Origin of the sequence: Solemya pervernicosa gill symbiont, from assembly GCF_002020875.1 — a bacterium.
Classification (GTDB): domain Bacteria; phylum Pseudomonadota; class Gammaproteobacteria.
This window is the reverse complement of sequence record NZ_MPRL01000019.1, coordinates 1-25989: the sequence shown is the minus strand read 5'-3', so window position 1 is coordinate 25989 and position 25989 is coordinate 1. Positions and strand designations below refer to the sequence as shown.

Below are 25989 nucleotides of genomic sequence, written 5' to 3'. Positions count from 1 at the left end.
CGCATGATATCTTACTAAAGACAGACTATTTTAATAGGTCTTATTGTCGGTGTCGGCAATGTCGTCGACGAGGAGTGACCGTGAGCAGCGAAATCGACAGCCTCATAGAAACCGTACAGCAAAATTGTCACATCTCGGATGCTCGTTTTGCTCAGAACTATACCCTCTGCATCTACCTGCTCAAAATGCGAGAGCTCTATCGCTGGGAACAGGGGCATGGTTATGAAGAGAAGCTTGCTCATGAGGCATTGGGTGGCTGGATAACAGAGCGAGAGGCGCTCTGGGATCGAGTTGAAAATGACGCCTTTTCCGATCTCAGCTTCGCATCACAACTGTTCTCTCCCTTTGAGAGCGACATGCTCAACAACAAACTTTTTCCACACGGGTACGTCTATAGCGGCGGATATGGGCGCTTTGCCAAACCACTCTTTGTTGTTGCTGAACTGGAGTCCCAGCAACAACATCAGGCAATGAATATTGTTATTACTGGCCGAGAGCTGGCACGAGATATTGTCGCACCCCCCGCCATGACCCAAGGCAAAACCATTATCGTACGACGTGAATCGCTGCAACGCATGCTTTGGGAGCGTATTGAAGAGTGGGGCTGGAAGGAGTACGAAAACAGCATGGGGCGAGCCCTGAGCAGCTATAGCTTTAAAGATAGTCCTGCAGAGATCCTTGAAGAGATGACCAACAACGAGATTGAGGCCGTTGTTCTGCATGAAATCGGGGAGTATCAGTGCGGAGAGCGACTCAATCCATTGTGGAACGAGATGGTGATGTCAATTGCTGGCACAAAGAGTGAACTCTATGCACGCGCTATTCGTGACCATATTGCTGACGCTATCTCCACCCTGCCACAATTAATCGCAACGCAGAACACTCCTTCTATTCATTTCTATATGGCCAATTTCAGTGGTATTCGTCGAGAAATTTTCCCCGCCCTACTCGATGTATATAAACAGTGGTGCAGCAGTGACAATGGCTCTCTTACCCCAGTAAAAACCTGTATTGATCGTGGCCTCGAACACTGGGTTTCAATAGCCAATGAGATGGTCAACATCTATAACAACAGCAGCGAGTACGAGCGGATAGATCGTCTTGAAGCGATGATCAATCTAGCCAAACTCGAGACATAAAAAAACCGGCGCCTCGTGTTAGCGAGGCGCCGGTTTTATCAGCCATCGTAAGGCTTAGTAGCCGCCCTTACGCTTGGTCTCAGGGGTACCAGCAATCTTGCCAGCCTGCTTGGCAGGTCCCTTAGGGAAGTGCTCGTAGAGGCTCTTGGCGTTGATACTTGAGTCATCCCACGCACCCTTGAAGTGCTTGACCATGTTGCGCTCATTAGGCTGGTTGCCACCGTTGTTGAGGAACTCGTCACGCAGGTAGTTGATGATATCCCAGCCACGCGCGCTGATTTCAACACCTTCGGCCGCAGCGATAGCCTTGGCAACATCTTCATTCCAGTCTTCAACATTCTCAATGTAACCATTAGCGTTTGCAGCTATGGTCTGGCCATTTACTTCGTACGACATACTATCTTCTCCTAGCTTTGTGTTTTAACACGATCCAAATCTGATTGAATTTATATTCGTTGTATTCCCTTATGGGGAATAAAGAGTCCACAACCGATGTTGCGTCCCCTACCGAGCCCCAGTTTCTGTAACTGCAGCGAGTCCTCTTTGCTGATATCAGCCAGCATCAGACTACGAGCCTGCAGCTCACGACCAGGAACCCTAATCGTGTGGGTTCTGCCACACATCATCTTCTTGCAGCGAATCCCTATCTCTTGCAACTGCTCAGAGACGAACTCGAGGAACTGCTCTTCGCTCTCATCACCATCGGTAATGATGTAACGGGCATATATTGTACTCACAGGATTGAGCAGACGCACGTTCGCCTTGCCCACCTCCAGTGTATAACCATCAAGATCGAGTTTTTGACCGGTCAGGACTCCTGCATCCTCAACTCGTTCATTCGGCAGACGCAGCACCAACTTGGTTCGCTTGGAGATATACATCGCACCGCCATCATCGGGACGCTGCCAGCCATTACCGCTCTCGGCACCATGAATCTGATGCAGACCACAACCAGTCTCATCGGTTAACCAGGGCAAAACGCGCTCAACGGCCTGAGAGAGCAGATAGGCATGCTCAACCGGAATCTGAGTAGCCACCAGCGAAAAAGCCAGATCGACGATATCCTCCGGCCGTTTTATAGTTTCGTCTTCATCCTCTTCCCAGAACATAATCAGCTCTCCGGAAGCTGTTCCTGCAGCGCCTCACGATCAAACCACCAATCTTCCTGTACCAGCACATCAATCACGTTACGCAATCGAATCAAGAACTTATCAGGATCCTTGAGTTCAAGCCGCTCCATCCAAAGATCAAAAGCATCCTGTCCTTCAATATTGCTATGGCGCCTTGCGACATTCGCCAGCAAATTACCCGCATAGAGGGTTAGATCCTCGCGCTTTTTACCCTCACTACGCATATCAGCCAGAAAATAGGCTGTTGTTGCTGCTACAGCTGCACCATCTGAGTCGTGCGGCGTCTCATCAACGACATATTCGAGCATCGCAACACTCACCTGAGGATCGATTGGGTAGGTCACTGAAAGCCAAATGCCCTGACCCAGTGCGGGTAATGCATCATCCATCTCAGCCTTGAAGATAACCTCACAGGCTTGAGCAGCCTGTTCCCACTGCTCATTTTCTAAGAAGACCTTAAAAGCGTCATGGCCATTTTGCCACGCCTCTTCACTCTCACCGACCTGATGCTGCAGACTGCTTATATCGAGCAGGAGATTGGCACGATTAACAGCGGAGGCATCAGTCGTGAGATCAGAGAGCTGATCTTTTAATGCTGTCAGCTGCACAATAATAGACTCTTCGGAGGGCTCAGCATCGCTGGCACAATCCATATTGGCAGGTAGTTCAGTATTCAACTGGGTCATACAGACACCCTCATCTCTAACACAAAATATTTGACAGTTGATGGGCACTATTTGCTGAGAATCAACCGTAGCACTTAGTAATTTCTGACACTACAACATCACATATCACATTAACTAAATATCATTACTCATTGTTATATCAGGTAAATGCGGCTTCCAGCCTATCTTCCCAATTCTCAGGCGTATCGTTATAAGGCGGCTTCACATCGATTTTAAAAAAGCGCTCCCCCCCTTTTGCCCTTGCCGTGATCACCTCAAGCAGTGCCTCAAAGGACTCCAGCTCAGTATGCTGAATCATCACTTCACTCAGATATAACATCGCCCTACTCCACAATTTGATCAATGCAATAATTTATAGACAAACAATCGACACATGATACCCGCAATCGGCATATCACCGACATACTACCCCTGCGATAGAGGTGGATAAGTGTCCGACTATTTTGGTTGGATAATAGCGCGCGCAAAGTTAAATGTTAAGTATTTATTAATATTCTAACCATAATTACACCTTATTATATAGGACACTATTTTTTACAATCCCTCACCTCAGCAGCTAGCTATTACCATTTGTGCTGTGATAAGTTCGCTAACCCTCATGAAGAGCTGTCACACCTGCCATCGGACGGCAAAGCACCTATCCCCTTTGGGATAGGTATAAAACTCTTGAACCACCCCATCAGCGGGATGTGACTCAGGGGTAGCGTGCTACTACACTATGCACCACCGTAAAGGTCTAGTGCTGAAGTTGTACGGGAAGTACCTGTTTAATCCCGGGTGGCATAACAACGGCAACCAACAACTGTAGATTCTATTAATTTAAGGAGAAAGCGACATGGGTAAGAACCTCCATGACACTCCGATGCTCGATCAGCTGGAAAGCGGCCCATGGCCTAGCTTTGTAACCGGTCTCAAGCGTCTTGCGAACGACAACGATATGATGGTCGACCTGCTGGGTCAGCTGGAAACCTCATACGAAACCCGTAAGGGCTACTGGAAAGGCGGCACCGTCGGCGTTATCGGTTACGGCGGCGGCATCATTCCTCGCTTCACCGAACTGCTCGATGACAACAAAGAGCCTCTGTTCCCTGAAGCTGCTGAGTTCCACACCCTGCGTATCATGCCTCCTGCCGGCATGCACTATGACACCAACACCCTGCGTAAGATGTGTGATGTCTGGGAAAAGTACGGTTCAGGCCTTATCGCTTTCCACGGCCAGTCTGGTGACATCATGTTCCAGGGCTGCACCACCGACAACGTACAGCCTGCTTTTGATGAGCTGAACGAAATGGGCTTCGACCTCGGCGGCGCCGGTCCTGCTGTCCGTACCGGTATGTCATGTGTTGGTGCTGCTCGTTGTGAGCACTCTTGTGTTAATGAGCAGAAGGTTCACCGCATGCTGGTCAATGCATTCCTTGATGATATGCATCGCCCTGCACTGCCTTACAAGTTCAAGTTCAAGGTTTCCGGTTGCGGAAACGATTGCATGAACTCTATCCAGCGTGCTGACCTCGCTACCATCGGTACCTGGCGCGACGACATGAAGGTCGATCAGGACGAGGTCAAAGCATATGTTGCTGACAAGGGTCGTAAGTATGTTATCGACAATGTCATCACCCGCTGCCCAACTCAGGCCCTGTCTCTGAATGACGACGACACCCTGGCTGTTGATAACAGCAACTGCGTACGCTGCATGCACTGCATCAACGTGATGACCAAGGCACTCTCCCCTGGCGACGACAAGGGTGTAACCCTGCTCGTTGGTGGTAAGCGTACTCTGAAGATCGGCGATCTGATGGGCACCGTAGTCGTTCCTTTCATGAAGCTTGAAGATGATGATGATTTCGAAGCCCTTGAAGAGCTGGCTGGCGAGATGATCGACTTCTTCGCCGAGAATGCTCTCGAGCATGAGCGTACCGGTGAGATGATCGAGCGTATTGGCCTGATCAATTTCCTTGAAGGCATTGGCCTCGAGGTTGATCCAAACATGGTCAACCAGACCCGTACCAGTAACTACTTCCGTGCCGATGATTGGGATGAGGAAGCTGGTAAGTGGAACGAGCGCAAGGCTGCCGGTTAATCGGTCTGTTCCTGAAATGATAAGCGGGGTATGGCTAACATGCCGTACCCCGCAAGACTAAATAAATATAGTTTTTTTGGAGGTTAACATGTCAGCACCTCGTATGCCTGATGAGTGCGGAGTACCAGATCCGTTCCCCTACATGCACCCAACCATGAAGGAGAACTTCGGCGACTGGAAGTATCACGATCGTCCTCGTCCCGGCGTTCTTCATCACGTTGCCAACGGTGGCGACCAGATCTGGACTGTTCGCGCAGGTACCCAGCGTCAGATGGATCTCTACACCATTCGTAAGCTCTGTGATATCGCAGATGAGTTTGCAGACGGCTTTGTCCGTTTCACCATCCGCTCAAACATCGAGTACATGGTCACCGATGAGTCACGCGTTCAGCCGCTGATCGACAAGCTCGGCGAAGAGGGCTTCCCTGTCGGTGGTACCGGTAACTCTGTATCAATGATCTCTCACACTCAGGGTTGGTTGCACTGCGACATCCCTGGTACCGATGCATCCGGTGCTGTTAAGGCCCTGATGGATGAGCTCTACGACGAGTTCACCAAGGAAGAGATGCCTAACCGTGTTCGTATGACCACCTCTTGCTGCCAGATCAACTGTGGTGGTCAGGGTGATATCGCGATCAACATTCAGCACACCAAGCCACCTAAGATCAACCATGATCTGGTTGCTAACGTCTGTGAGCGTCCAACGGTTGTTGCTCGCTGTCCAGTTGCTGCGATTCGTCCTGCACTGGTTAATGGCAAGCCTTCACTTGAGATCGACGAGAAGAAGTGTGTCTGCTGTGGCGCCTGCTTCCCACCCTGCCCTCCCATGCAGATCAACGATCCTGAGCACTCGAAGTTTGCGATCTGGATTGGTGGTAAGAACTCTAACGCTCGTACCAAGCCGACCTTCCACAAGCTGGTTGCTGCTGGTATCCCTAACAACCCTCCTCGCTGGCCTGAGGTTGCTGAAGTTGTTAAGAACATCCTCTCTGTTTACAAAGAAGATGCTAAGGACTACGAGCGTATTGGTGAGTGGGTTGATCGCATCGGTTGGTCTCGTTTCTTTGAGAAGACCGGTCTGCCGTTCACCAAGTACCACATCGATAACTGGCGTGGTGCTCGCACCAGCCTGAACGCTTCGGCACACATCCGCTTCTAAGCGGCCGTTAAGTAACTAGGAGTTAACCCTTCATGAAGTTCTCAATACAGGTTAACGAGGGGCCATATACCCATCAGGCTTCCGATAGTGCGTTCAAGTTTGCGAGCGCCGCATTGGAGAAGGGACACGAAATCTTTCGTATCTTCTTCTACCACGATGGCGTAAACAACGCGACTCGTCTGACCACTCCTCCTCAGGATGACCGTCACATCGTCAACCGCTGGAGCGATCTTGCTGATAAGCATGGCGTCGATCTCGTCGTCTGTGTTGCTGCGGCCCAGCGCCGCGGTATCGCAGATGCCGATGAGTCAAAGCGCAACGGTAAGGATGCAGACAATCTCGCACCCGGTTTCCGTATCTCAGGTCTGGGCCAGCTTATTGAAGCAGGCATTCAGGCTGATCGTCTGGTTGTATTTGGCGACTAATCAGCGGAGTTGAATGATGAGTGATGAAATGATGGAAGACGGGGGCCCCGTCAAAAAGTTTCTGTACATGAACCGCAAGGCTCCGTACGGAACTGTATACGCCCTGGAATCCTTGGAAGTTGTACTGATTGGAGCAGCATTTGAGCAGGACGTAAGTCTGGTCTTCGCTGATGATGGTCTCTACCAGATTGCCAAGGGTCAGGATACTGCCGGTATCGAGATGAAGAACTTCTCTCCTACCTACCGCGCTCTTGAGATGTATGACGTAGAACAACTCTACGTTGAGAAAGAGTCATTGGAGGCTCGCGGCCTCACAGCAGAAGACTTCGTCGTAGAAGTTGAAGTTAAGACTGCTGAAGAGATCCGCGACCTTATGGAAGAGCAGGACGTAGTCCTGAGCTTTTAAGGGGAGTTCAACATGTTGCTACACACAGTAAATAAATCACCGTTCGAAAAGAATGCCCTGGATAGCTGCCTTCGCATGGCTAAGGCCGGCAGCAGCATCCTGCTGATCGAGGACGGAGTATACGCCGCCACCAACAACACCTCAGTATCTGAAAAGGTTAAGGGTGTTATGGGTGACATTACCGTCTACGCGCTTGAGGAAGATGTAAAAGCACGTGGAATGCAAGATAAGGTAATGGATGGCATCAAGCTTGTAGATTATGCCGGTTTCGTGGATCTTGTCGCCGAAAGCGACAACGTCTCTGCTTGGCTTTAATCCAAATTTAGTTCAATTACTTTTTTAAGTTAAGGAGAGAAATCATGCCATTAGACGTTGAAGGTAAGAGCCTTGAGACCGACGAAGAAGGTTACCTGGTCGATCTGACCGAGTGGACCGAGCCTGCTGCACTTGAGCTGGCTAAGACCGAAAACCTGGAACTGACCGAGAGCCACTGGGAAGTTATTCACTTCCTGCGTGAGTACTACAACGAGTTCCAGATCGCTCCTGCTGTACGCGTTCTGACCAAGGCAATTGGTAAGAAGCTTGGCAAGGAAAAGGGCAACAGCAAGTACCTCTATGAGCTGTTCCCTTACGGTCCTGCAAAGCAGGCTTGTAAGATCGCTGGACTGCCTAAGCCTACTGGTTGTATCTAAGCTTTAGCTGTCCTGAGGGGAGGCTCACGCCTCCCCTTCTCTTACTAACTTTATTTCAGTGATGTTTAGCTGGAGGTCCGATTAACATGTCGTTCCTTACAGGGTTTTATGCCCTACTGTTTTATACCGCAACGGTTCTGTTTGTAGTTGGAATTGGCTATAAGATTCGCCAATACGCTACAACACCTGCTCCGTTAAAAATTCCTACAACTCCTGCGCCAATCACTACAAGTGGCGTAGTAGTTCGCATGGCCCGTGAGGTCGTGCTATTTGAAAGCCTATTCCGATCTAATCGCTGGATCTGGGTCTTTGGCTGGATGTTCCATGTCGCTTTAGCGCTGGTTCTTGTCCGTCACGTACGTTATTTCCAGGATCCCGTGTGGGAACTGATCGTACTGGCACAGCCATTCGGTAAATATGCCGGTTTTGCCATGGTTGCAGGCCTTCTGGGTCTCTGGGCACGTCGCCTGTTTGTTCAGCGCATCCGCTACATCACCAACCCTTCCGATCATATGATTCTGGCGTTGCTTGTCGCCATCGGTATTAGTGGTCTGGGGATGAAGTATGTGGCACACACCGACATTGTCGCACTGAAGTCATTCATGCTTGGTCTAATGACCTTCAGCTTTAAGCCACTACCGACCGATGGTTTCCTACTGATTCACCTGCTGCTGGTAGCCGTATTGATGATCATCTTCCCGATCAGCAAATTACTGCATGCGCCTGGTGTCTTCTTCAGCCCAACACGTAATCAGGCCGACAACCCCCGTGAGAAACGTCACGTGGCGCCTTGGGCAGCAGAGCTTGATAAGTAATCAAGCCGGTTATTAACGAAAAATAGAATTATTCAGGAGTATCGCGTGGCCGATTTCCAGACACCGCAGATGAAGGAATTTCCGATTATTCCGGATCTGCAAAACGATGCGACATCACACCTTAGTCCCTTTATCGCTAAGCCGAACCACAATGAGGATATCGGCTTCCCCGGTGAGTTGGTTGATAACTGGGAAGAGAAAGCCATCGACAAGATGGGCGATCTGCTCGGTAAGTACCGCTCTCTTCGTGTCTATCTCGATAGCTGTGTAAAGTGTGGTGCCTGCACCGACAAGTGCCACTATTTCCAAGGTACCTACGATCCTAAGAACATGCCGGTTGCTCGTCAGGACCTGCTACGTAGTGTCTACCGCCGCTACTTCACCTTTGCGGGTAAATTCTTTGCCAAACTCGGCATGCCTGGCATCGTCGGCGCACGCGAGATGAACCGTGAAGTACTGGATGAGTGGTACAGCTACTTCCACCAGTGCTCACAGTGTCGTCGTTGCTCAGTCTTCTGCCCCTACGGTATCGATACCGCAGAAATCTCTATGGCGGCTCGTGAGATCATGGACTCTATTGGCCATGGTCAGAAGTACTGTAATGAGATCCTCGGTAAACTACAGAAGATTGGTAACAATCTGGGTCTACCAGAGAAGGCTCTCAAGGCGACTCTTGCAGAGTTCGAAGAGGAGATTGAGGATGAGACCGGCGTTGAGGTCCGCATCCCTATTGATGAGCAGGGTGCCGATGTTCTACTCATCACCCCCTCTGCCGACTTCTTTGCTGAGCCGCACATTGATGGTCTGATGGGTTATGCCAAGGTCTTCCATGCTGCGGGGGTCAAATGGACGCTGAGCACCTACGCCTCTGAAGCGGCCAACTTCTCGATGTTTATCGGCAGCTACTCCAATATGAAGGTCGTGGCTGAACGTATTAGAAAGGCGGCAATCGACCTCGGCGTTAAGCGCATCATTGTCGGTGAGTGTGGTCACGCCTGGCGCGTTGCATACAGTTTCTGGAATACCACCGCTGGAATCGGCTCTGGTGCCGATGAAAATGATGTCTATGCCCAGCAGCTCCAGAAACAGCTCGACCATAGCTACCCTATTCCTCAGCACATCTGTGAGTTCACCAACGATCTAATCGAAAAGGGTGAACTGAATCTCGACAAATCACGTAACGACCACCGCGTTGTTACCTTCCACGACTCATGCAACGTCGCGCGTGGCAGTCGCATGGGCACCACCCCTGGTGGCCAGTTCGACATTCCTCGCGAGGTCATCAAGGCGTGCTGCAATAACTACGTCGACATGGAACCCGAAACGATTCGTGAAAAGACCTACTGCTGCGGTGGCGGCGGCGGTCTGCTGACCGATGATCTAATGGAGATTCGCGTCAAGGGCGCACTACCACGCATGGAAGCACTCAAGAGCGTGGTTGATGAACATAAGGTCACCAATCTGGCTGCGATCTGTGCAATCTGTAAGGCACAGTTTGCCAAGGTCCTGCCCTACTACGGTTTCCCAATGGATATGATCACCAGTACTCACCAGCTGGTTAAAGACGCCATCATTCTCCCCGGTGAGGGTGAAGGTAATGATGACGATCAGGAAGAAAACGAAGATTAATAGCAATAGCTAAACCACAATTAAATTTTTCTTAAAGCAGTGAAACCCAACCCTAATAGTTGGATAGAACTGCAGAATTTTAAGCTTTAGGAGATTCGAGCATGGCTACAAGCAGCGAAGATATGAACAACGATCTGACATTCCGTCGATATGAAGATGGCGACAGCAAAACCTCGGCATGGTCAGAGCAGATCTTCCAGGCCAGCTGGTCGCACAAGTGCCCCACCTACGTACACCGTACCCCCCCATGCCAGGGCAGCTGCCCTGCAGGTGAGGATATCCGCGGCTGGCTCGACATCGTTCGCGGTATCGAGAAACCAGTTGGCGATATGGATTGGCAGGAGTATGCATTCCGCCGTTCAACTAACGCCAACCCCTTCCCTTCAATCATGGGTCGTGTCTGCCCCGCTCCTTGTCAGGACGGCTGTAACCGTAACCAGGTTGAAGACTTCGTCGGTATCAACTCTATCGAGCAGTACATCGGTGACACCGCACTGGCCAACAACTACCAGTTCGATGCACCCGCTCCTGAGACCGGTAAGAAGGTAGCGATCATCGGTGGCGGACCAGCGGGCCTGGCAGCTGCCTACCAGCTGCGTCGTCGTGGCCACGGTGCGACCGTATTTGATGACCACGAAGAGCTCGGCGGCTTCATGCGTTACGGCATTCCTGGCTACCGTACTCCTCGCGACGTACTCGACGGTGAGATCAAGCGCATCACCGACATGGGCGTAGAGGTTCGTACCAGCACCCGTATCGGTAAAGACATCCCAATGGACCAGATCGAGAAGGATTACGACGCCGTACTCTGGGCGATCGGTACCCACTCTGGTCGTAACATCCCGGTTGAGGGTGCAGATGCCGTCAACTGTATCTCTGGTATCGCCTTCCTCGCAGCCTTTAATGAAGGCCGCCTGCAGGCAGTCACCGGTAAGGTAATCGTCATCGGTGGTGGTGACACCTCGATCGACGTCGCCTCTGTTGCCCGTCGCCTCGGTGCAATCACCGAAGTCCACGAAAATGATCGTGCCGAGAACGTTATCCTCGGCCAGACCGCACACGACGTGGCAGCGACTGCCAAGCGTGAAGGCGCTGACGTTATGCTCACCTCACTCTTCCCCGTTGAAGAGATGACCGCTGCAGAACACGAAGTTCGTGATGCAACCAACGAGGGTGTTGAGATTCGTGGCAGCGTAATGCCTCTTGAAGTCATCAAGGGTGCCGATGGTCGCGCCACCGCACTGAAGATTGCCAAGTGTGAGATGGTCGATGGTCGTCCTACCGTTATTGAAGGCTCTGAAGAGACCATCGAGTGTGACCTGGTCGTATCTGCGATCGGTCAGAGCGGTAACATGGAAGGCATCGAATCAGTCGACAACGGCAAGGGTTTCATTGATGCCGACGCCAACTTCCAGGTTCCTGGCAAGGCGGGTCACTTCGTTGCTGGCGATATCGTTCGCCCTCACCTGCTGACCACCGCTATCGGCCAGGCTTCTATCGCAGCCGACGGTATTGATCGCTACCTCGACAATCAAGAGATGAGCAAGCGTCCGAAGGTCGACGTTCATCACTTCAACCTGATGCGTAAGCTGGTTGAGACCGATCACAGCCCAGTGGACTTCCACGCAGCAGGTCGCGATGAGATCAAGAAGGCCGAAGGTTTTGCTAAGGAGATCGATCTGGGTCTGCGTGGTACCTCTGAGAACGACTGGGCGGTACACAACTACGAAGATCGTGCTACCAACGAGATCATTCCTTCAACCAACCTGTTCCTCGGCCACTTCGAGTTCACCGACCGCATTAAGCGTGACGAGATCTCAATCGGCTCAGATGAAGTGCTCGGTAACTACCAGGAGCGTCTGGTCTGTCTGACCACAGAGCAGGCACAGGAAGAGGCTGGTCGCTGCATGAGCTGCGGCATGTGCTTCGAGTGTGATAACTGCGTTGTCTTCTGTCCTCAGGAGGCTGTTAAGAAGACCCCGGCTAAGGATTCAACCACTGGCCGTTACGTCTTCACTGACTACAGCCGTTGTATCGGTTGTCACATCTGCGCCGACGTCTGCCCCACCGGTTACATCGACATGGGCATGGGTGAATAAGGAATCGTTATGGTTTCGATGAAGAAAATAGTTCAACTACTGGCTGCTGCCGCACTCGCTCTGAGTCTCGTAGCGGTTGCCCATGCGGCTGAGCATGAGACTGGTACCGGCGCTAAGGGTGAACAGTGCGTCGAGCCGACCGATTTCATGCGACACAACCACATGGATCTGATCAGGCATCAACGTGATGCAACCATGCGCGATGGCATCCGCACCAGCAAACACAGCCTCAAAGGGTGCATCGATTGTCATGCTAAGCAAGATGGTGACGGTCAGTTCATGAGCGTGAAGAACCCTGAGCACTTCTGTAGCGGCTGCCATAAATATGCAGCGGTTAGCGTCGACTGCTTCCAGTGTCACACCTCTAAACCCTCTGAAGAGAGAGCCAAACTGGGCAACGCAACCATCAACGAAACGTTGAAGGCCCAAATTGCCGAGGTTAATGTCAATGAGTAACCACGCAGATAAACAAGTAAAAGATCAGTCGCGTCGTCGTTTTATCGCCGGTACGGCTGCTGCTGCCAGTGTCACCATCGCACCAGGCGTACTGCTCTCAACGGCACACGCCAAACCAGCAGATGAAGCAGTTACCGACAAGGTTCGCTGGGGCATGCTGATCGACACCAACAAGTGTGCTAAGGGGTGTAACGACTGTGTGAGCGCCTGTAATGAAGAGCATGCGCTGACTACACACGGCCGTCCAGAGACCGATACCCAGTACATCCGCAAGGTTGAACTGCGTGAGAAGGCCACTGGTGCTGTTCACTCGCTGCCACTGATGTGCCAGCACTGTGAGAATCCACCCTGTGCCGATGTCTGCCCAACGGGTGCTTCGTTCAAACGCGCGGATGGTATCGTTCTGGTCGACAAACACATCTGTATCGGCTGTCGCTATTGCATGATGGCCTGCCCCTATAAGGCTCGCTCATTTGTGCACGAGACTGTCGAGGATCAGAAGCCCTATTCACCTCGTGGCAAGGGCACTGTAGAGGCGTGTACGCTCTGCGTTCATCGTGTCGACGAGGACGGTACACCAGCCTGTGTTGAGTCCTGCGGCGAAGACGCGATGGTGTTTGGTGATCTCAACGATCCAGAGAGCAACATCGCCAAGGCCGTTAAGACCCACGCAACCACCCAGATTCGTGCCGACCTCGGCCTTAATCCTGGCGTGCGTTACCAGGGCATCTGAGCTTACAACTAACAGCTTTATAAAAGCGGGTATTGAGACTGATGAAAAAGATCGTCTATCGCGACATTATTGGACACATGCAGGGCTTCTACTCCCTGCTAATCATCCTTGGTGGCTTCATCCTGGCTGCACTGGGTTCGACCTACTACATGGAGCATAACGGTCACTGGGTGACCGGTATGAGTAACCAGATCGTCTGGGGCACACCGCACGTGTTTGCGGTATTCCTGATCGTTGCGGCCTCCGGTGCACTCAACGTAGCCTCAATCGGCTCCGTGTTTGGCAAGAAGATGTACAAACCTTTGGCGCCACTCTCAGCAATCATGGCTATAGCGCTGCTGATTGGTGGTCTGATGGTACTGGTCCTCGATCTCGGCCGTCCTGATCGTCTGATCGTGGCAATGACCACCTACAACTTCAAGTCGATCTTTGCCTGGAACATCCTGCTCTATAATGGCTTCCTGGTTATCGTACTGGCCTATCTCTGGACCATGATGGAACGTCGTATGAACCCCTACTCCAGAGCGGTTGGTACCTTCGCATTTGTCTGGCGTTTGGTACTTACCACCGGTACCGGTTCAATCTTCGGCTTCCTGGTTGCCCGTCAGGCCTACGATGCAGCGATCATGGCTCCGATGTTTGTCGTCATGTCATTCGCCTTCGGCCTTGCAATCTTTCTACTGGTACTGATGTTCACCTACAACGCCATTGAGCGTCCGCTGGGCGATGCGATGATCAAACGCATGAAGAACCTGCTCGGTGTATTTGTGGCCGGTGTGCTCTACTTCGTCATCACCCAGCACGTTACCAATCTCTACGCCACTGAACACCATGCGGTTGAACGCTTCATCCTGCTTGATGGCGGTATCTACACCAAACTGTTCTGGATCGGTCAGATCCTGCTCGGCTCGCTGGTACCTCTGGCTATCCTCTACCATCCGAAACTGGGTGCCTCACGTAACTGGATTGCCAGTGCAGCGGGTCTGGTTATCCTCGGTGGCCTGATACAGATGTATGTACTCATCATTGGCGGACAGGCCTTCCCACTGATGATGTTCCCTGGCTATGAGGTGAGCAGCAGCTTCTTTGATGGTGCCGTGAACGGCATTGCCCACAGCTACGCACCGACTCTGCCTGAAATAATGCTCGGTCTGGGTGGTTTTGCCACCGCCCTGTTGCTGATTTTGATGGCGGTCAAGACACTCCACATTCTTCCGGAGAGCCTGGCTGACGAGGTTGTCGACCCGCACCACTAAGTCACATTAGCTTCGAAATGGCCGCCTTTATAGGCGGCCATTTTGTTTCTACCCTAGAAAATAGTGAAAACCATGAGCTCAGGGAACGTGTCAGACCTTGAATTATGGCAAGATAGACCGAATCTAAAGTGCTTGATCGCATAGCATCCACAGAATGAGGTAACACCATGTCACAACAGGAACACCCCTTCGCCCCCTTTATCCGTATTCTTGGTAAAGGCAAGAACGGTTCACGTGCCCTGACTCAGGAGGAAGCGCATCAGGCGATGCGCATGATTCTTAACGATGAGGTCGAGCCAGAACAGTTAGGTGCCTTCCTGATGCTAATGCGCGTCAAAGAGGAGAGCCCGGAAGAGTTAGCGGGGTTTGTTGCAGCGACACGTGAGTGCCTTGAGCTCCCCGACACTCAGTTGCAGGTGGACCTCGACTGGTCCTCCTATGCCGGCAAACGCCGTCATCTACCCTGGTTCCTGCTCTCTGCCCTGCTGCTGGCAGAGAGTGGCGTACGTATATTCATGCACGGCGCTAGCGGTCATACAGCAGGACGCATCTATACCAAGGATGTGTTGGGTCACTTCGGTATGACCCCCTGTAACTCAATTGCCGATGCTATCGATAAGATGGAGCAGAATAACTTCGCCTACCTCGATCTCGAGCAGCTCTCTCCCAAACTGCACCAGATTATCGAGTTGCGCCCCGTACTTGGGTTACGCTCACCGGTGCATACCCTCTCACGTCTGCTAAACCCCTTTAAGGCGCCTTATGTACTTCAGGGCATCTTCCACCCCGGTTACCGTCCGATGCACCAGGAGGCAGCCATCCTGCTTGAGCAGCCGCATTTGGCCGTTATTAAAGGAGAAGGTGGTGAGATCGAGCGTAATCCTGATATCGCCTGTCTGGTGCAGAGCGTACATGACGGTGAGATGAGCGATGAGGAGTGGCCACCGATGTTTAAACGACGCCATGTAAAGGATGCTGATCTCAATCTTGACCAGTTGGCGGCACTCTGGAACGGAACTCACGAAGATGAATATGCAGAGGCATCGGTTGTTGGCACAGTTGCCATCACCCTGAAGATGATGGGACGTGCCGACTCAATCGAGAGTGCCGAAGCCGCTGCTCGCGAGATGTGGGAAAACCGCAATCGTGAACGCTACGGTGCTGCTGCCTAAAGATGGGCCATATCATGATCTCGGCGGCCCACAAGTCGTCGGGCAAGACCACTGTCTCAATTGGACTCTGCGCGGCACTCGCCGCGCGCGGTCATAACGTTCGTCCGTTCAAGAAGGGTCCTGACTATATCGACCCGCTCTGGCTTGGTAAGGCATCGGGTAACGGCTGCTATAACCTCGATTTCTACACCATGCAGCCCAACGAGATTGTTACGACCTTTGCAGAGCGATCCTCTCCCGTCGACATCTCCATTATCGAGGGCAACAAGGGGCTCTATGACGGCATGGAGCTCGATGGTAGTAATAGTAATGCTGCGCTTGCCAAGCTGATCAATGCACCCGTTGTGCTGGTGATCGATTGCCAGGGAATTACACGTGGCATAGCCCCCCTACTGCTTGGCTATCAACAGTTTGATAATGAAATCGTTATTGCGGGTGTCATCCTTAATAAGGTTGCTGGCCCTCGTCACGAAACAAAATTACGGCAGGCGGTAGAGCACTACACCAACTTGCCTGTGCTGGGAGCAATTCACCGCAATCGGGAACTGACCATCGAGGAGCGTCACCTTGGCCTGGTACCTAGCAATGAAGCGGGTGGTGCTGAACGTAAGATAGAGAGCATCGCCAATCTTGTTGCTGCACAGGTCGATCTCGACGCTATTATCGAAATTGCTGCCAATGCGAAACCGCTTACCGCAGGCACCCAACAGCAGCCTTCAGCCACAATGGATCTACGTATCGGTGTCGCTCGAGATGCCGCCTTCGGCTTCTATTATGAGAATGATCTCGATGCGATGCGCGCCGCCGGTGCTGAGCCGATCTTCTTCGACACACTCAACGACAAAACACTGCCCGATGTCGACGCACTCTTTATCGGCGGTGGTTTTCCTGAGACCCACATGGCGGCGCTTGAGACCAATAGCGAAATGCGTTCAGCGATCCATGCCGCCATCGAAGCGGATATGCCCGTCTACGCTGAGTGTGGTGGCCTGATGTATCTGAGCCGCTCGCTACAGTGGCAGGGATCGACGGCTGAGATGGTTGGAGCCATTCCAGCCGATACAGTCATGCACCCGCGTCCCGTTGGGCGCGGCTATGTTGAACTCGAAGAGAGTGGACAGGGACCATGGCCACTAACCAACAGTGATAGCCAACCGGGGCAGTTTAAGGGGCATGAGTTCCATTACTCTGCCCTTGAAAACCTACCCGATGGCCTCAACTATGCCTATAACGTGTTGCGCGGCGTCGGTATCGACGGAACGCGCGACGGCATCGTCTATCGTAATCTGCTGGCCAATTATGCTCACCTGCGAGACACTGCCAGCAATCGTTGGATTGGACGCTTTATCGAGTTTGTAAGGCGCTGTAAAAATTCAACAGCGACCTAATCCAGCTGCATCTGATCAGAACCAAGGGGTACTACCACAATGTTGAAAGTCACGAAGAATGCTGCCAAACAGATTCTGGAATCTGCCGAGCAGGGTGAAAACGACGGTCTACCGTTGCGCATTGCAGCTCGTCGCGCCGATGATGGTTCGATTCAGTACGCCATCGGTTTTGATTCACGCCGTGACGGAGACCTTCACTTCGACTCCGAGGGTGTCGATATCGTTATTGACGAGACAGGCAAGGCTCTTCTGCAGGGAACCACCGTCGATTATGTTGAGATGGAGCCAGGTCAGTTCAGCTTTATTTTCCTCAATCCCAACGATCCAAACTTCGTTCCACCCACCGAAGAGGATTAAGACCACAATAATCGGCACCCTGCGCTGATCTGATACAATCAGAGTTTAATCAGCGCCTGGCGGGCAGCACGCATGATCACATCCCAGCCGATAGACGAACAGGAGCATGAAACTGAGGTTGAGGCCCTTGATGAGGCCTACTCTAGTGACTCCGTTCCAAACACACTCCTCTCTCTAGTTAAGCGATTTGGCCTGACTACGGAGTTTGTGCTTCTCCTTGCAATCATCGTAGCCACTATCGGCTGTGCGATCACCGCCCTGCTCTACCCTGAGCAGCGTGACAGTGTAATCACTGTACTGCTACTGCTCTCTGTCACCACCCTACTCACCCTTTTCTTCGCTGCACGCCAGCTGCGCAAAACACTGGTTGAACCAATGCAGCGGGTACATAACTGGGCCTTTGGTATCGCCCACGGCAATCTTGATAACCGCCTTCCGGATTTTGAGTGCGGTGGTTGTAACGAACTCTCGAACAACGTCAATCGCGTCTCTGATGCACTACAAAAACTGACTCACGACATGGACGATGAAGTGCAGAAGAATATGCACTACATCGAACAGAAGACCCGCTCACTTGAGATCCTCTACGACGTAGCCGCCAGCATTAACATCTCACGCGATCTGAATGATTTGCTGATCCGCTTTCTGCATACCCTCAAAGATCTCACCAAGGCGCGTGCCGCCGCGGTTCGACTGCTGACTAACGATCAACACATGAATCTGATCTATAGCATCGGACTTGATGAGAAGGTGGTCGAACAAGAACAGATGATTCCCCTGCAGCGCTGCATGTGCGGCAAGGTCGCCACCGAAGGTGAGGTGATGTGTCAGGAGGATATCAGCACCTGTGGTGAATACGCCGGCCAGGCGTTTTTCACCGACGAGGATGTTCAGATGCTCGCAGTCCCTCTGCAGTATCGCGGCCGCACACTCGGCGTCTACAATCTGTTTGTCGATAAGTCGGTACTCGATGATCTCGAAGATACCAATGCGCTGTTGACCAGTATCGGTCGACACCTCGGTATGGCGATCGAAAAAGCGCATATTGATAATGAGGCGAAAAAACTCTCAATCATTCAGGAACGCACCATGCTTGCCCATGAGCTGCACGACTCACTGGCACAGACACTTGCCAGTCTGCGCTTTCAGGTACGTGTGCTTGATGAGACGCTGCAGCAGAGCGCTGATTTCGAGGCGATCCAGGAGATTGAGCAGATCGAAAATAGTCTCGATGAAGCCTACCTGGAGCTACGCGAGCTGATCGCCCACTTCCGAGCCCCTATCGGCCAACGTGGCCTGATCCCCTCACTCGAGAAGATCATCAAACGCTTTCGAGATGACACCGGTATCGCCACCTTCCTGCAGAAGGAGTGGCAACATGCCAGCCTGCCGACCAACTACGAGATGCAGGTGCTGCGCATCATTCAGGAGTGCCTGGCCAACATACGCAAACACAGCGAGGCGCACGCAGTACGCGTCATACTGCGTTGCGATGCGGCAGGTAACTACATGGTATTGGTCGAGGATGATGGTGTCGGATTTGATAAGCCGATTCTTGATGGTCACCCCGGCGAGCACGTCGGGCTTTCGATTATGGAAGAGCGTGCTCAACACCTGGGTGGACGCGTGAGAATTGAGAGTGAACCGGGTGACGGGACGCGCATCCAGCTCACCTTCCGTTTCAACGAGGGAGTTCAGGTAGAGATTCCCGAGCTACAGGTGATGACCTGATGAAAGTATTGGTAATTGATGATCACGCCCTTTTCCGTGTAGGCCTCGAAGGACTACTAGAGAAACGCGGCATTGAAGTTACTGCCGTGGCCAGCGGTAGCGAGGGACTGGAGATTGCGCCTCAGCTCAATCCCGACGTGGTACTACTCGATATGCGCATGCCCGACATGAGCGGCATAGAAGTGCTGACCAAGGTGCGCAACAGCGGCCTGGAGATGCCTGCTGTGATGCTCACTACCAGTGATGATGAGCAGGACCTGATCGACTCACTACGCAACGGAGCACAGGGTTATCTGCTCAAAGATATGGAACCTGATGAGCTGGTCAGTGCACTACGCAATATCGTCGCCGGAAAGACCGTCATCGCCCCAGATCTGGCCGGAGTACTTGCCAAGGTCGTGCAGCAGGGAGATGGCAGCGCAGACGAAGAGATCGATAATGAAGAGAGTAATCCCTTCTCTGAACTCACCCCACGCGAGAAGGAGATTCTCTGTCTGTTGGCTGAGGGCCAAAGCAACAAGGCCATCGCCCGTAACCTCGGCATAACCGACGGCACCGTAAAACTCCATGTAAAGGCGGTACTGCGCAAACTATCGGTCCACTCTCGTGTCGAGGCGGCCGTCATCGCAGTGGAACAGGGCGTCTGCAACAAGAGTGTCGCAGAGCGCGATCAGGCGTAGAACTTAATATCCTTGCGTTTGCTACTGAACTTCTTCTGCGTAATCTTGCCTTTAATCACATCGAGTCCGCTGATCTCTTCCATCGCATAACTCTCATTGAGTGGCTTAAGGTAAAACTTGTCATCATCAATGATCAGTTGACGAAAAATGTACTCATCGTTGTGATAGGCGATCACATAGCTCTCATTGGCAATCACACCACTCGGCTCGATGATTATAATATCGCCCTCTTTAAATTCTGGCAGCATGCTGTCACCCAATACCATTAACGCATAGGGTTCGTTACCTTCACACTGACTTTGTGCCTGATCACTCATTAGAAACTCCTACAAACTATTCTCAGCCACACTGTGTGGCCTTTAACAATATGGGCGCTATTCTATCAATATCATCGCAAGGCTGCCCGATACACACACCCTTAACGTGCCTACTTATTATGGGTAATTCACTTTTTCCACACAGCCGTGCAACGTACAATACAAATTCAGTCTACTAATTGGTAGGAGAGTTATGCAGCATTTTATCGATCTGATGAAGGATTGCCTTGGTGAGATCAAGGAGATCTTTCCATGGGATTTAGAAGAGTGGTTTGAAGAGGGTAAGGAGTTGATGATCCTCGATGTTCGTGAACCCTACGAGTTCGATGCGATGCATATCCCAAACTCAATTAATGTACCGCGCGGCATTCTCGAGTCGGCCTGCGATTACGACTACGAGGAAACTATTCCTGAACTGGTGCAGGCTCGCGAGAGAGAGATCGTTATCGTCTGTCGCTCTGGCTATCGCAGCATCCTCGCTGCTAGCAGCATGCAACGACTTGGCTATGAGCACGTCTATTCACTGAAAACCGGTGTACGCGGCTGGATGGAGTATGAACAACCGTTGGTCGATACGGATGAAAAACCTGTTGACGAAGATGCTGCCGATGAATACTTCTCAGTACGACTGCGTCCCGAACAGATGTCGAGCCACTACAAAAAATAGTCCAACCCATGAAGCGACTACCACGGCGCTATGCACCCCGCCTCATCGTCCTGTTCACTTCGCTGTTTATGTCCTTCATCATGTCGATGATGATCACCTTGATCAATATCGGTTTTCGTGACGACTACTTTATTCAGTGGATGCGGGCCTTCCCGATCGCCTTTGCGATCGCCTTCCCGGCCCTGCTGATTGTCCTGCCTATCGTACGCAGGCTGGTTGTCCGATTAACCGAGGAGGCATAACGATGCCATTTCACTCTTTAGAAAAAGTGGAAGCGTTGCATGACGGCTATCAACGCAGCTTTGAGGTTAATGGACTGCAGCTATTGTTGATTCATCAACAGGGCAGGAGCTACCTGATAGAGAACCGTTGCGGTCATTTCGGTGTGCCACTGGATAGAGCCACACTCTATGAGCAGAGCATCGAATGCAATCAACACTACATTCGTTTCGATCTCAACAATGGTGAAGTACTGACACCTAACGCCGGACAGTGTGATCCGCTCAGAATCTTTGAAACCGTTATTGAAGATGGGCAGATCGGGTTTACCCTTTAGCCTGTTTTAACCCGTTCGATTTCAAGTACCACGAACAGCCCCTGCTCTACTGACCATTTGATATTCAGATCGAACAGGCGCATCCCAAACTGCTTTCCCTCTTGTGCTGTTTCACGCTGGTAACCCGGACGTGGATCACTCAATAACATCTGTTCGATAATCAATTTAAGGTTATTACACCCTTTCGATTCCAGCTCCTGACAACGGGTAAGTGCACGATCACTGAATCGGATTCCAATTGCTGTGCTTGGTGGCGCTGGAGCATAACCTGCCTTGGCCTCATCAATCACATCGGCATAGGGGAGATAGGGTTTGATATCGATTACCGGTGTACCGTCAAGAATATCCACCCCGCTAAGATTGAGCACCACACCACTGCTCAGATCGATCGAATCGAGTGCAACGACCGAAAGCCCAACTGGATTCGGTCTGAAATTTGACCGGCTTGCGAAGACGCCGACTCGTTGATTACCACCGAGTCGTGGTGGTCGTACCATCGGCTTCCACGCTTCCATCATGCTCTGATTAAAGAGGAACAGAATCCAGAGATGAGAGAAACCATCCAGTCCGCGAATGGCCTCTTCACGATTGTAGGGTGGATGTAACTCCAACTTTGCGGGTGCCTCGCGAATCAGGCCCGGCTGTCTGGGCGTACCAAACTTCTCCTTAAAACAGGAGTGCACCTCCCCAATCACATTAAACGAAACTGGATCTACCATCTCTATACCCCAACAACGAAAAACCCCGCAGGAGCGGGGTTCTCGAAGCAAACTTGAAGACGTCTAGTTACTGAGGAACGACGTTGCTAGCCTGCAGTCCTTTCGGGCCATCTTCAATATCAAACGATACGCCCTGCCCCTCTTCCAGCGACTTATAACCGTCACCCTTGATAGCAGAGAAGTGTACAAATACATCTTCACCACCGTCAGCCGGTGCGAGAAAGCCGAATCCCTTGGAATTGTTAAACCACTTAACTGTACCTGTTGCCATGTTACTTACCTCAAAAATTTTGTCATACACACTACTTACTGACTATAACAGCTGGAGGGGAAGCCCAGAGCGAAAAGCAGAGCACTTCAGATCCTTCATTACAGTGTTCTCGAGTGTAGCGCTGTTTTATTACAATAACTACACAACAGAAAAAAATATTTGCATGCGTAAATAAAGCCAGCCTATTGCTTCTCACCCGCCTCTTCATCGGAGGTAAACCAGTTGAGTCGCTCATGCAGACGCACCACATCCCCGACAATAATCAGGGTTGGTGGCTTGATAGTGGTTCCTTCAATAATCTGCGGCATGGTCGACAATGTGCCGGTGTATACACGCTGACGTGGAGTGGTCGCCTGCTGAACCAGAGCGATTGGCAGGTCAGGTGACAGGCCATTTTCGATCAGTTTCTCGCAGATCACCGGCAGTCCCTTCAGTCCCATATAGAAGACGATGGTCTGCTGTGGTTGTGCCAGCCCCTTCCAGTTGAGATTCATTGAGCCATCCTTGAGATGGCCCGTGACAAAGACGACCGACTGAGAGTAGTCACGATGGGTCAGCGGGATACCGGCATAGGATGAGGCGCCCAGTGCGGCGGTGATCGCCGGGACCACCTGGAAACTGACGCCATTGGCGGTAAGGGTATCGATCTCCTCACCACCGCGGCCAAAGACAAAGGGGTCACCGCCCTTGAGACGACAGATGCGTTTTCCCTGCTTGGCCAGATCGACCAATAGTTGGTTGATCTGATCCTGCGGTACGGAGTGGTTATCACGCTCCTTACCGACGTAGATACGCTCGGCATCACGACGACAGAGATCGAGCACCTCTTTCGAGACGAGGCGGTCGTGAACCACAACATCGGCCTGCTGCATCAGGCGCAGTGCCCTGAAGGTGAGCAGGTCGGGATCACCCGGGCCACCACCCACCAGATAGACCTCACCCGGCATCTCCACCTCACCACGTTCGATTGACGCTTCCAACTCACGTCTGGCGGCATCATCCTTACCGGCAAAGACCAATTCAGCCACACGTCCCTGCAGCACCCCTTCCCAGAAACCGCGACGTGAGTTGACGTCATCGAAGCGTCCCTTCACCGCATCGCGAAAACCCTCGACCATAGATGCGAGTCGCCCGTATGCAGATGGGATCAGTGATTCGAGACGGGCGCGAAGCAGACGCGCCAATACCGGTGAGACACCACCGGTTGAAACAGCAATCTGTACTGGTGAGCGGTCGATGATCGATGGCATCACGAATGTACAGAGTGACGGATTGTCGACTACATTCACCGGCAGTGCGCGAGCCTGCGCCAGTTCAGAGACCTGTCGATTAACGGCCTCATCATCGGTTGCCGCGATAACCAGTACCACGTCCTCGAGATCGCTCGCCTCAAAACCAGCCTCACGATGTTTAACACGGCCGCTATTGGCCCAGGCCTGCAGCGTATTGGCCAACTCTGGCGCCACTACAGTGAGATCGGCTCCGGCATCGAGCAGCAGGGAAGCCTTACGAGAGGCGACCTCTCCTCCCCCAACAACGAGGCAGCTACGCCCCTTCAGGTTCATAAAAATCGGCAGGAAATCCATCAGAAATACTCGCTTAATACATTGAATGCGGAAAGGGGGAATATTCTACCCGTTTCCCACTCGGCAACCTAGCCCCTATTCAATGCTCGGGTATTAACAACCATCTGTTTTACAATGAATTAAAGAAGAATATTGAGGGGAGTGAGGCGATTGTATCGGTTATCCCATCTTTTTGAGTAGCGGTTGCTCAAATCGACCGATCTCCACCCAGAAGGTACTACCCTGACCCGATTCACTCTCAAACCCAAGAGTACCGCCCATCAACTCGGCAATTCGCTTAGATATCACCAGACCAATTCCCGTACCCTCAATGTGTGTGCCTTCTGCCTCAATTCGGTTAAACGCTTCAAACAGCTCATCCTGGCGCTCTTTGGGAATCCCCAGCCCGTTATCGGTCACACTGATTCGATAGAAACAGTCGTGAACCGGTTCCGCGGTGATCGCAATGAAACCGCCACGACGATTATATTTAACGGCATTAGAGAGCAGATTGAGCAGAACCTGTTTGAGTCGAACCTTATCTGCATTGAGAATCACCGCTGATAATTGAGACGGCTCAACGCGCAGTGTCAGCTCACGGTTTGCCGCCAGCGGGTTCATCATCACCATGCACTCACTGACCAGATCGCCAAGGTTCACCTCACCAAAGCTAATATCGAAGCGACCCGCCTCAATCTTGCTCAAATCGAGCACATCATTGATCAGTTCAAGCAGGTGCATACCAGACTTGTAGATATCGGACACCATCTGGGCCTGTGACTCATCCAGCTCCTCCAGTTCGAGCACCTGTGAAAAGCCAAGAATCGCGTTGAGTGGTGTACGTAGTTCATGACTCATATAGGATAGGAACTCTGACTTGGCGCCACTGGCAGCAATCGCCTCCTCACGTGCCTGCTCCAGCTCACGTTCACGCAGTAGTCGCTCAGCAATTTCCCCTTTGAGCATGGCATTAAAATGCTCCAACTCACTCTTACCCTTCTGCAGTCGTTCAGCCAGCTGCTCACTCTCCTCCATCTTCTTATAGAGACTATCTCTCGCATCAACGATCTCGTGCGAGAACTTGCGAAAATAACCATCAAGCACATCGATCTCATCACCGCGCTGGTCGATAGGCAGCTCAATATCGAGAAAGGTGTCGGAAAACTTGACCACATCCTGAGTCAGATTATTGATACGTTGCGCGAGCCAGAGACTCAGCAGCGCAAAGGAGAGCACCAGCACAAAGGCCGTAAAGACGCGTTGCCTCTGACTCTCTGACACCACTCTTTCAGCGAGTCGCTTCGCATTAGCCGTCGCTATGAAAGAGGCAAACTGGATATTGAGATCGGAGGCACCATAATCGAAAAATGATTTACCAGTGAGCAAGAAGCGACTGCCCAGCACTTCGGTCTTACTACCCGCTTCGATCATTTGCTCGTCGCTACTAAAGAGCACAACACCGGTATCGGGATCAATTAATGCGAGAACCGTATCTTGTGGAACCTGAGTGCTAACTTCCTTGAGAAACTGATTATCGATCGGACTGATCAACATCAGCGTCACCTCGCCCTGCGCACCTTTCACCGATTGAGCCGCGATCACATAGGGTGCAGCATCAATCATGGTCATATAGGCCTGGTTATGGCTCATTCTGCGCAACAGACTAACCGGGCCGGTTAACGTTGAAGCCAGCTCACCGCCCTCGTGCTGGTCAGGCGGCGCGTTATGATAGATCTCATGCACACGCCCCTCAGGACCAATCAATTCGGGGAGTCGCTATTTTTGCGGAAGCTTGTTTTGGGCATCCAAGCCCAAGCAAGCGGCAAATACTTAACGCGACCGTTTATGCCTACGGCGCCCC

At 51.9% G+C, this 25989-nt stretch carries 30 protein-coding genes; 21 read left to right on the top strand and 9 right to left on the bottom strand.

The window, feature by feature from the left end:
• The first annotated feature begins 80 nt into the window (after nt 1-80).
• Nucleotides 81-1139 (top strand): Sfum_1244 family protein, encoded by a 1059-nt coding sequence (locus tag BOW52_RS06720; protein WP_078483324.1) that lies wholly within the window; start codon nt 81-83, stop codon nt 1137-1139.
• Nucleotides 1140-1193: 54 nt separating this feature from the next.
• On the opposite strand, the gene BOW52_RS06715 is transcribed toward BOW52_RS06720, so the two are convergent.
• From BOW52_RS06715 to BOW52_RS06700, 4 genes are all read right to left on the bottom strand, one after another.
• Nucleotides 1194-1535 (bottom strand): TusE/DsrC/DsvC family sulfur relay protein, encoded by a 342-nt coding sequence (locus BOW52_RS06715; protein WP_078483323.1) that lies wholly within the window; start codon nt 1533-1535, stop codon nt 1194-1196.
• Between the two features lie 50 nt (nt 1536-1585).
• Nucleotides 1586-2248, bottom strand: coding sequence for a type I-MYXAN CRISPR-associated protein Cas6/Cmx6 (gene cas6, locus BOW52_RS06710; protein WP_078483322.1), 663 nt, complete (start codon nt 2246-2248; stop codon nt 1586-1588).
• Between the two features lie 2 nt (nt 2249-2250).
• Nucleotides 2251-2955 carry a hypothetical protein gene (locus BOW52_RS06705; RefSeq protein ID WP_078483321.1) on the bottom strand — a complete coding sequence of 235 codons (705 nt, stop codon included), beginning with the start codon at nt 2953-2955 and terminating at the stop codon, nt 2251-2253.
• A gap of 139 nt (nt 2956-3094) precedes the next feature.
• The gene (locus tag BOW52_RS06700; RefSeq protein WP_078483320.1) at nt 3095-3274 is read right to left on the bottom strand and encodes a sulfur relay protein DsrC; all 180 of its coding nucleotides are present in this window, start codon (nt 3272-3274) and stop codon (nt 3095-3097) included.
• A 516-nt stretch (nt 3275-3790) separates the two neighbouring features.
• Between BOW52_RS06700 and dsrA the strand changes: the two genes are divergently transcribed.
• From dsrA to BOW52_RS06615, 17 genes are all read left to right on the top strand, one after another.
• Nucleotides 3791-5035, top strand: coding sequence for a dissimilatory-type sulfite reductase subunit alpha (dsrA, locus tag BOW52_RS06695; protein ID WP_078483319.1), 1245 nt, complete (start codon nt 3791-3793; stop codon nt 5033-5035).
• Nucleotides 5036-5123: 88 nt separating this feature from the next.
• The gene (gene dsrB / locus BOW52_RS06690; RefSeq protein WP_078483318.1) at nt 5124-6194 is read left to right on the top strand and encodes a dissimilatory-type sulfite reductase subunit beta; all 1071 of its coding nucleotides are present in this window, start codon (nt 5124-5126) and stop codon (nt 6192-6194) included.
• Between the two features lie 32 nt (nt 6195-6226).
• Complete coding sequence (gene tusD / locus BOW52_RS06685) at nt 6227-6619, top strand: sulfurtransferase complex subunit TusD (RefSeq protein ID WP_078483317.1); 393 nt, start codon at nt 6227-6229, stop codon at nt 6617-6619.
• Between the two features lie 13 nt (nt 6620-6632).
• Entirely contained in the window at nt 6633-7025 is a 393-nt protein-coding gene (gene tusC / locus BOW52_RS06680; RefSeq protein ID WP_408021564.1) for a sulfurtransferase complex subunit TusC, read from the top strand.
• A 12-nt stretch (nt 7026-7037) separates the two neighbouring features.
• Complete coding sequence (tusB, locus tag BOW52_RS06675; protein ID WP_172840217.1) at nt 7038-7340, top strand: sulfurtransferase complex subunit TusB; 303 nt, start codon at nt 7038-7040, stop codon at nt 7338-7340.
• Between the two features lie 44 nt (nt 7341-7384).
• The gene (locus tag BOW52_RS06670) at nt 7385-7717 is read left to right on the top strand and encodes a TusE/DsrC/DsvC family sulfur relay protein (RefSeq protein WP_078483315.1); all 333 of its coding nucleotides are present in this window, start codon (nt 7385-7387) and stop codon (nt 7715-7717) included.
• Between the two features lie 86 nt (nt 7718-7803).
• A complete protein-coding gene (locus BOW52_RS06665) occupies nt 7804-8532 on the top strand; it encodes a respiratory nitrate reductase subunit gamma (RefSeq protein WP_078483314.1) in 729 nt (242 codons plus the stop codon).
• 45 nt (nt 8533-8577) lie between these two features.
• On the top strand, nt 8578-10161 hold the full coding sequence (gene dsrK / locus BOW52_RS06660) for a sulfate reduction electron transfer complex DsrMKJOP subunit DsrK (RefSeq protein ID WP_078483313.1): 1584 nt from the start codon (nt 8578-8580) through the stop codon (nt 10159-10161).
• Between the two features lie 101 nt (nt 10162-10262).
• Complete coding sequence (locus tag BOW52_RS06655) at nt 10263-12260, top strand: NAD(P)-binding protein (protein ID WP_078483312.1); 1998 nt, start codon at nt 10263-10265, stop codon at nt 12258-12260.
• 18 nt (nt 12261-12278) lie between these two features.
• Complete coding sequence (locus tag BOW52_RS06650; RefSeq protein ID WP_135622112.1) at nt 12279-12716, top strand: hypothetical protein; 438 nt, start codon at nt 12279-12281, stop codon at nt 12714-12716.
• Nucleotides 12709-13449, top strand: a complete 741-nt coding sequence (gene dsrO, locus BOW52_RS06645) for a sulfate reduction electron transfer complex DsrMKJOP subunit DsrO (RefSeq protein WP_078483310.1) — start codon at nt 12709-12711, stop codon at nt 13447-13449. The genes BOW52_RS06650 and dsrO overlap by 8 nt, the downstream gene beginning before the upstream one ends.
• Nucleotides 13450-13490: 41 nt before the next feature.
• Nucleotides 13491-14705 carry an NrfD/PsrC family molybdoenzyme membrane anchor subunit gene (gene nrfD, locus BOW52_RS06640; protein WP_078483309.1) on the top strand — a complete coding sequence of 405 codons (1215 nt, stop codon included), beginning with the start codon at nt 13491-13493 and terminating at the stop codon, nt 14703-14705.
• A gap of 167 nt (nt 14706-14872) precedes the next feature.
• A complete protein-coding gene (locus tag BOW52_RS06635) occupies nt 14873-15877 on the top strand; it encodes a glycosyl transferase family protein (RefSeq protein ID WP_078483308.1) in 1005 nt (334 codons plus the stop codon).
• A 2-nt stretch (nt 15878-15879) separates the two neighbouring features.
• Nucleotides 15880-17265, top strand: coding sequence for a cobyrinate a,c-diamide synthase (locus BOW52_RS06630; protein ID WP_078483307.1), 1386 nt, complete (start codon nt 15880-15882; stop codon nt 17263-17265).
• Between the two features lie 39 nt (nt 17266-17304).
• Nucleotides 17305-17622 carry a HesB/IscA family protein gene (locus tag BOW52_RS06625; protein ID WP_078483306.1) on the top strand — a complete coding sequence of 106 codons (318 nt, stop codon included), beginning with the start codon at nt 17305-17307 and terminating at the stop codon, nt 17620-17622.
• Nucleotides 17623-17694: 72 nt separating this feature from the next.
• Nucleotides 17695-19353: an ATP-binding protein gene (locus tag BOW52_RS06620; protein ID WP_078483305.1), complete on the top strand. Its 1659-nt coding sequence runs from the start codon at nt 17695-17697 to the stop codon at nt 19351-19353.
• Nucleotides 19353-20033: a response regulator gene (locus BOW52_RS06615; RefSeq protein WP_078483304.1), complete on the top strand. Its 681-nt coding sequence runs from the start codon at nt 19353-19355 to the stop codon at nt 20031-20033. The genes BOW52_RS06620 and BOW52_RS06615 overlap by 1 nt, the downstream gene beginning before the upstream one ends.
• On the opposite strand, the gene BOW52_RS06610 is transcribed toward BOW52_RS06615, so the two are convergent.
• The gene (locus BOW52_RS06610) at nt 20024-20350 is read right to left on the bottom strand and encodes a S24 family peptidase (RefSeq protein ID WP_078483303.1); all 327 of its coding nucleotides are present in this window, start codon (nt 20348-20350) and stop codon (nt 20024-20026) included. The two genes, BOW52_RS06615 and BOW52_RS06610, sit on opposite strands and share 10 nt — an antisense overlap.
• Nucleotides 20351-20543: 193 nt before the next feature.
• Here BOW52_RS06610 and BOW52_RS06605 point away from each other — a divergent pair, with 193 nt between their 5' ends.
• The 3 genes from BOW52_RS06605 to BOW52_RS06595 are packed head-to-tail and all read left to right on the top strand — an operon-like array spanning nt 20544 to nt 21573.
• Nucleotides 20544-21017: a rhodanese-like domain-containing protein gene (locus tag BOW52_RS06605; RefSeq protein ID WP_078483302.1), complete on the top strand. Its 474-nt coding sequence runs from the start codon at nt 20544-20546 to the stop codon at nt 21015-21017.
• 8 nt (nt 21018-21025) lie between these two features.
• Complete coding sequence (locus tag BOW52_RS06600) at nt 21026-21259, top strand: DUF2798 domain-containing protein (RefSeq protein WP_078483301.1); 234 nt, start codon at nt 21026-21028, stop codon at nt 21257-21259.
• Nucleotides 21260-21261: 2 nt separating this feature from the next.
• Nucleotides 21262-21573: a Rieske (2Fe-2S) protein gene (locus BOW52_RS06595; protein ID WP_078483300.1), complete on the top strand. Its 312-nt coding sequence runs from the start codon at nt 21262-21264 to the stop codon at nt 21571-21573.
• Here BOW52_RS06595 and tsaA read toward each other — a convergent pair.
• From tsaA to BOW52_RS06575, 4 genes are all read right to left on the bottom strand, one after another.
• Entirely contained in the window at nt 21570-22292 is a 723-nt protein-coding gene (gene tsaA, locus BOW52_RS06590) for a tRNA (N6-threonylcarbamoyladenosine(37)-N6)-methyltransferase TrmO (RefSeq protein WP_078483299.1), read from the bottom strand. The two genes, BOW52_RS06595 and tsaA, sit on opposite strands and share 4 nt — an antisense overlap.
• Before the next feature lie 67 nt (nt 22293-22359).
• Nucleotides 22360-22563: a cold-shock protein gene (locus tag BOW52_RS06585; protein WP_078483337.1), complete on the bottom strand. Its 204-nt coding sequence runs from the start codon at nt 22561-22563 to the stop codon at nt 22360-22362.
• A 182-nt stretch (nt 22564-22745) separates the two neighbouring features.
• The gene (gene cysG / locus BOW52_RS06580; RefSeq protein ID WP_078483298.1) at nt 22746-24149 is read right to left on the bottom strand and encodes a siroheme synthase CysG; all 1404 of its coding nucleotides are present in this window, start codon (nt 24147-24149) and stop codon (nt 22746-22748) included.
• 159 nt (nt 24150-24308) lie between these two features.
• On the bottom strand, nt 24309-25892 hold the full coding sequence (locus tag BOW52_RS06575; RefSeq protein WP_172840216.1) for a sensor histidine kinase: 1584 nt from the start codon (nt 25890-25892) through the stop codon (nt 24309-24311).
• Nucleotides 25893-25989: the final 97 nt, after the last annotated feature.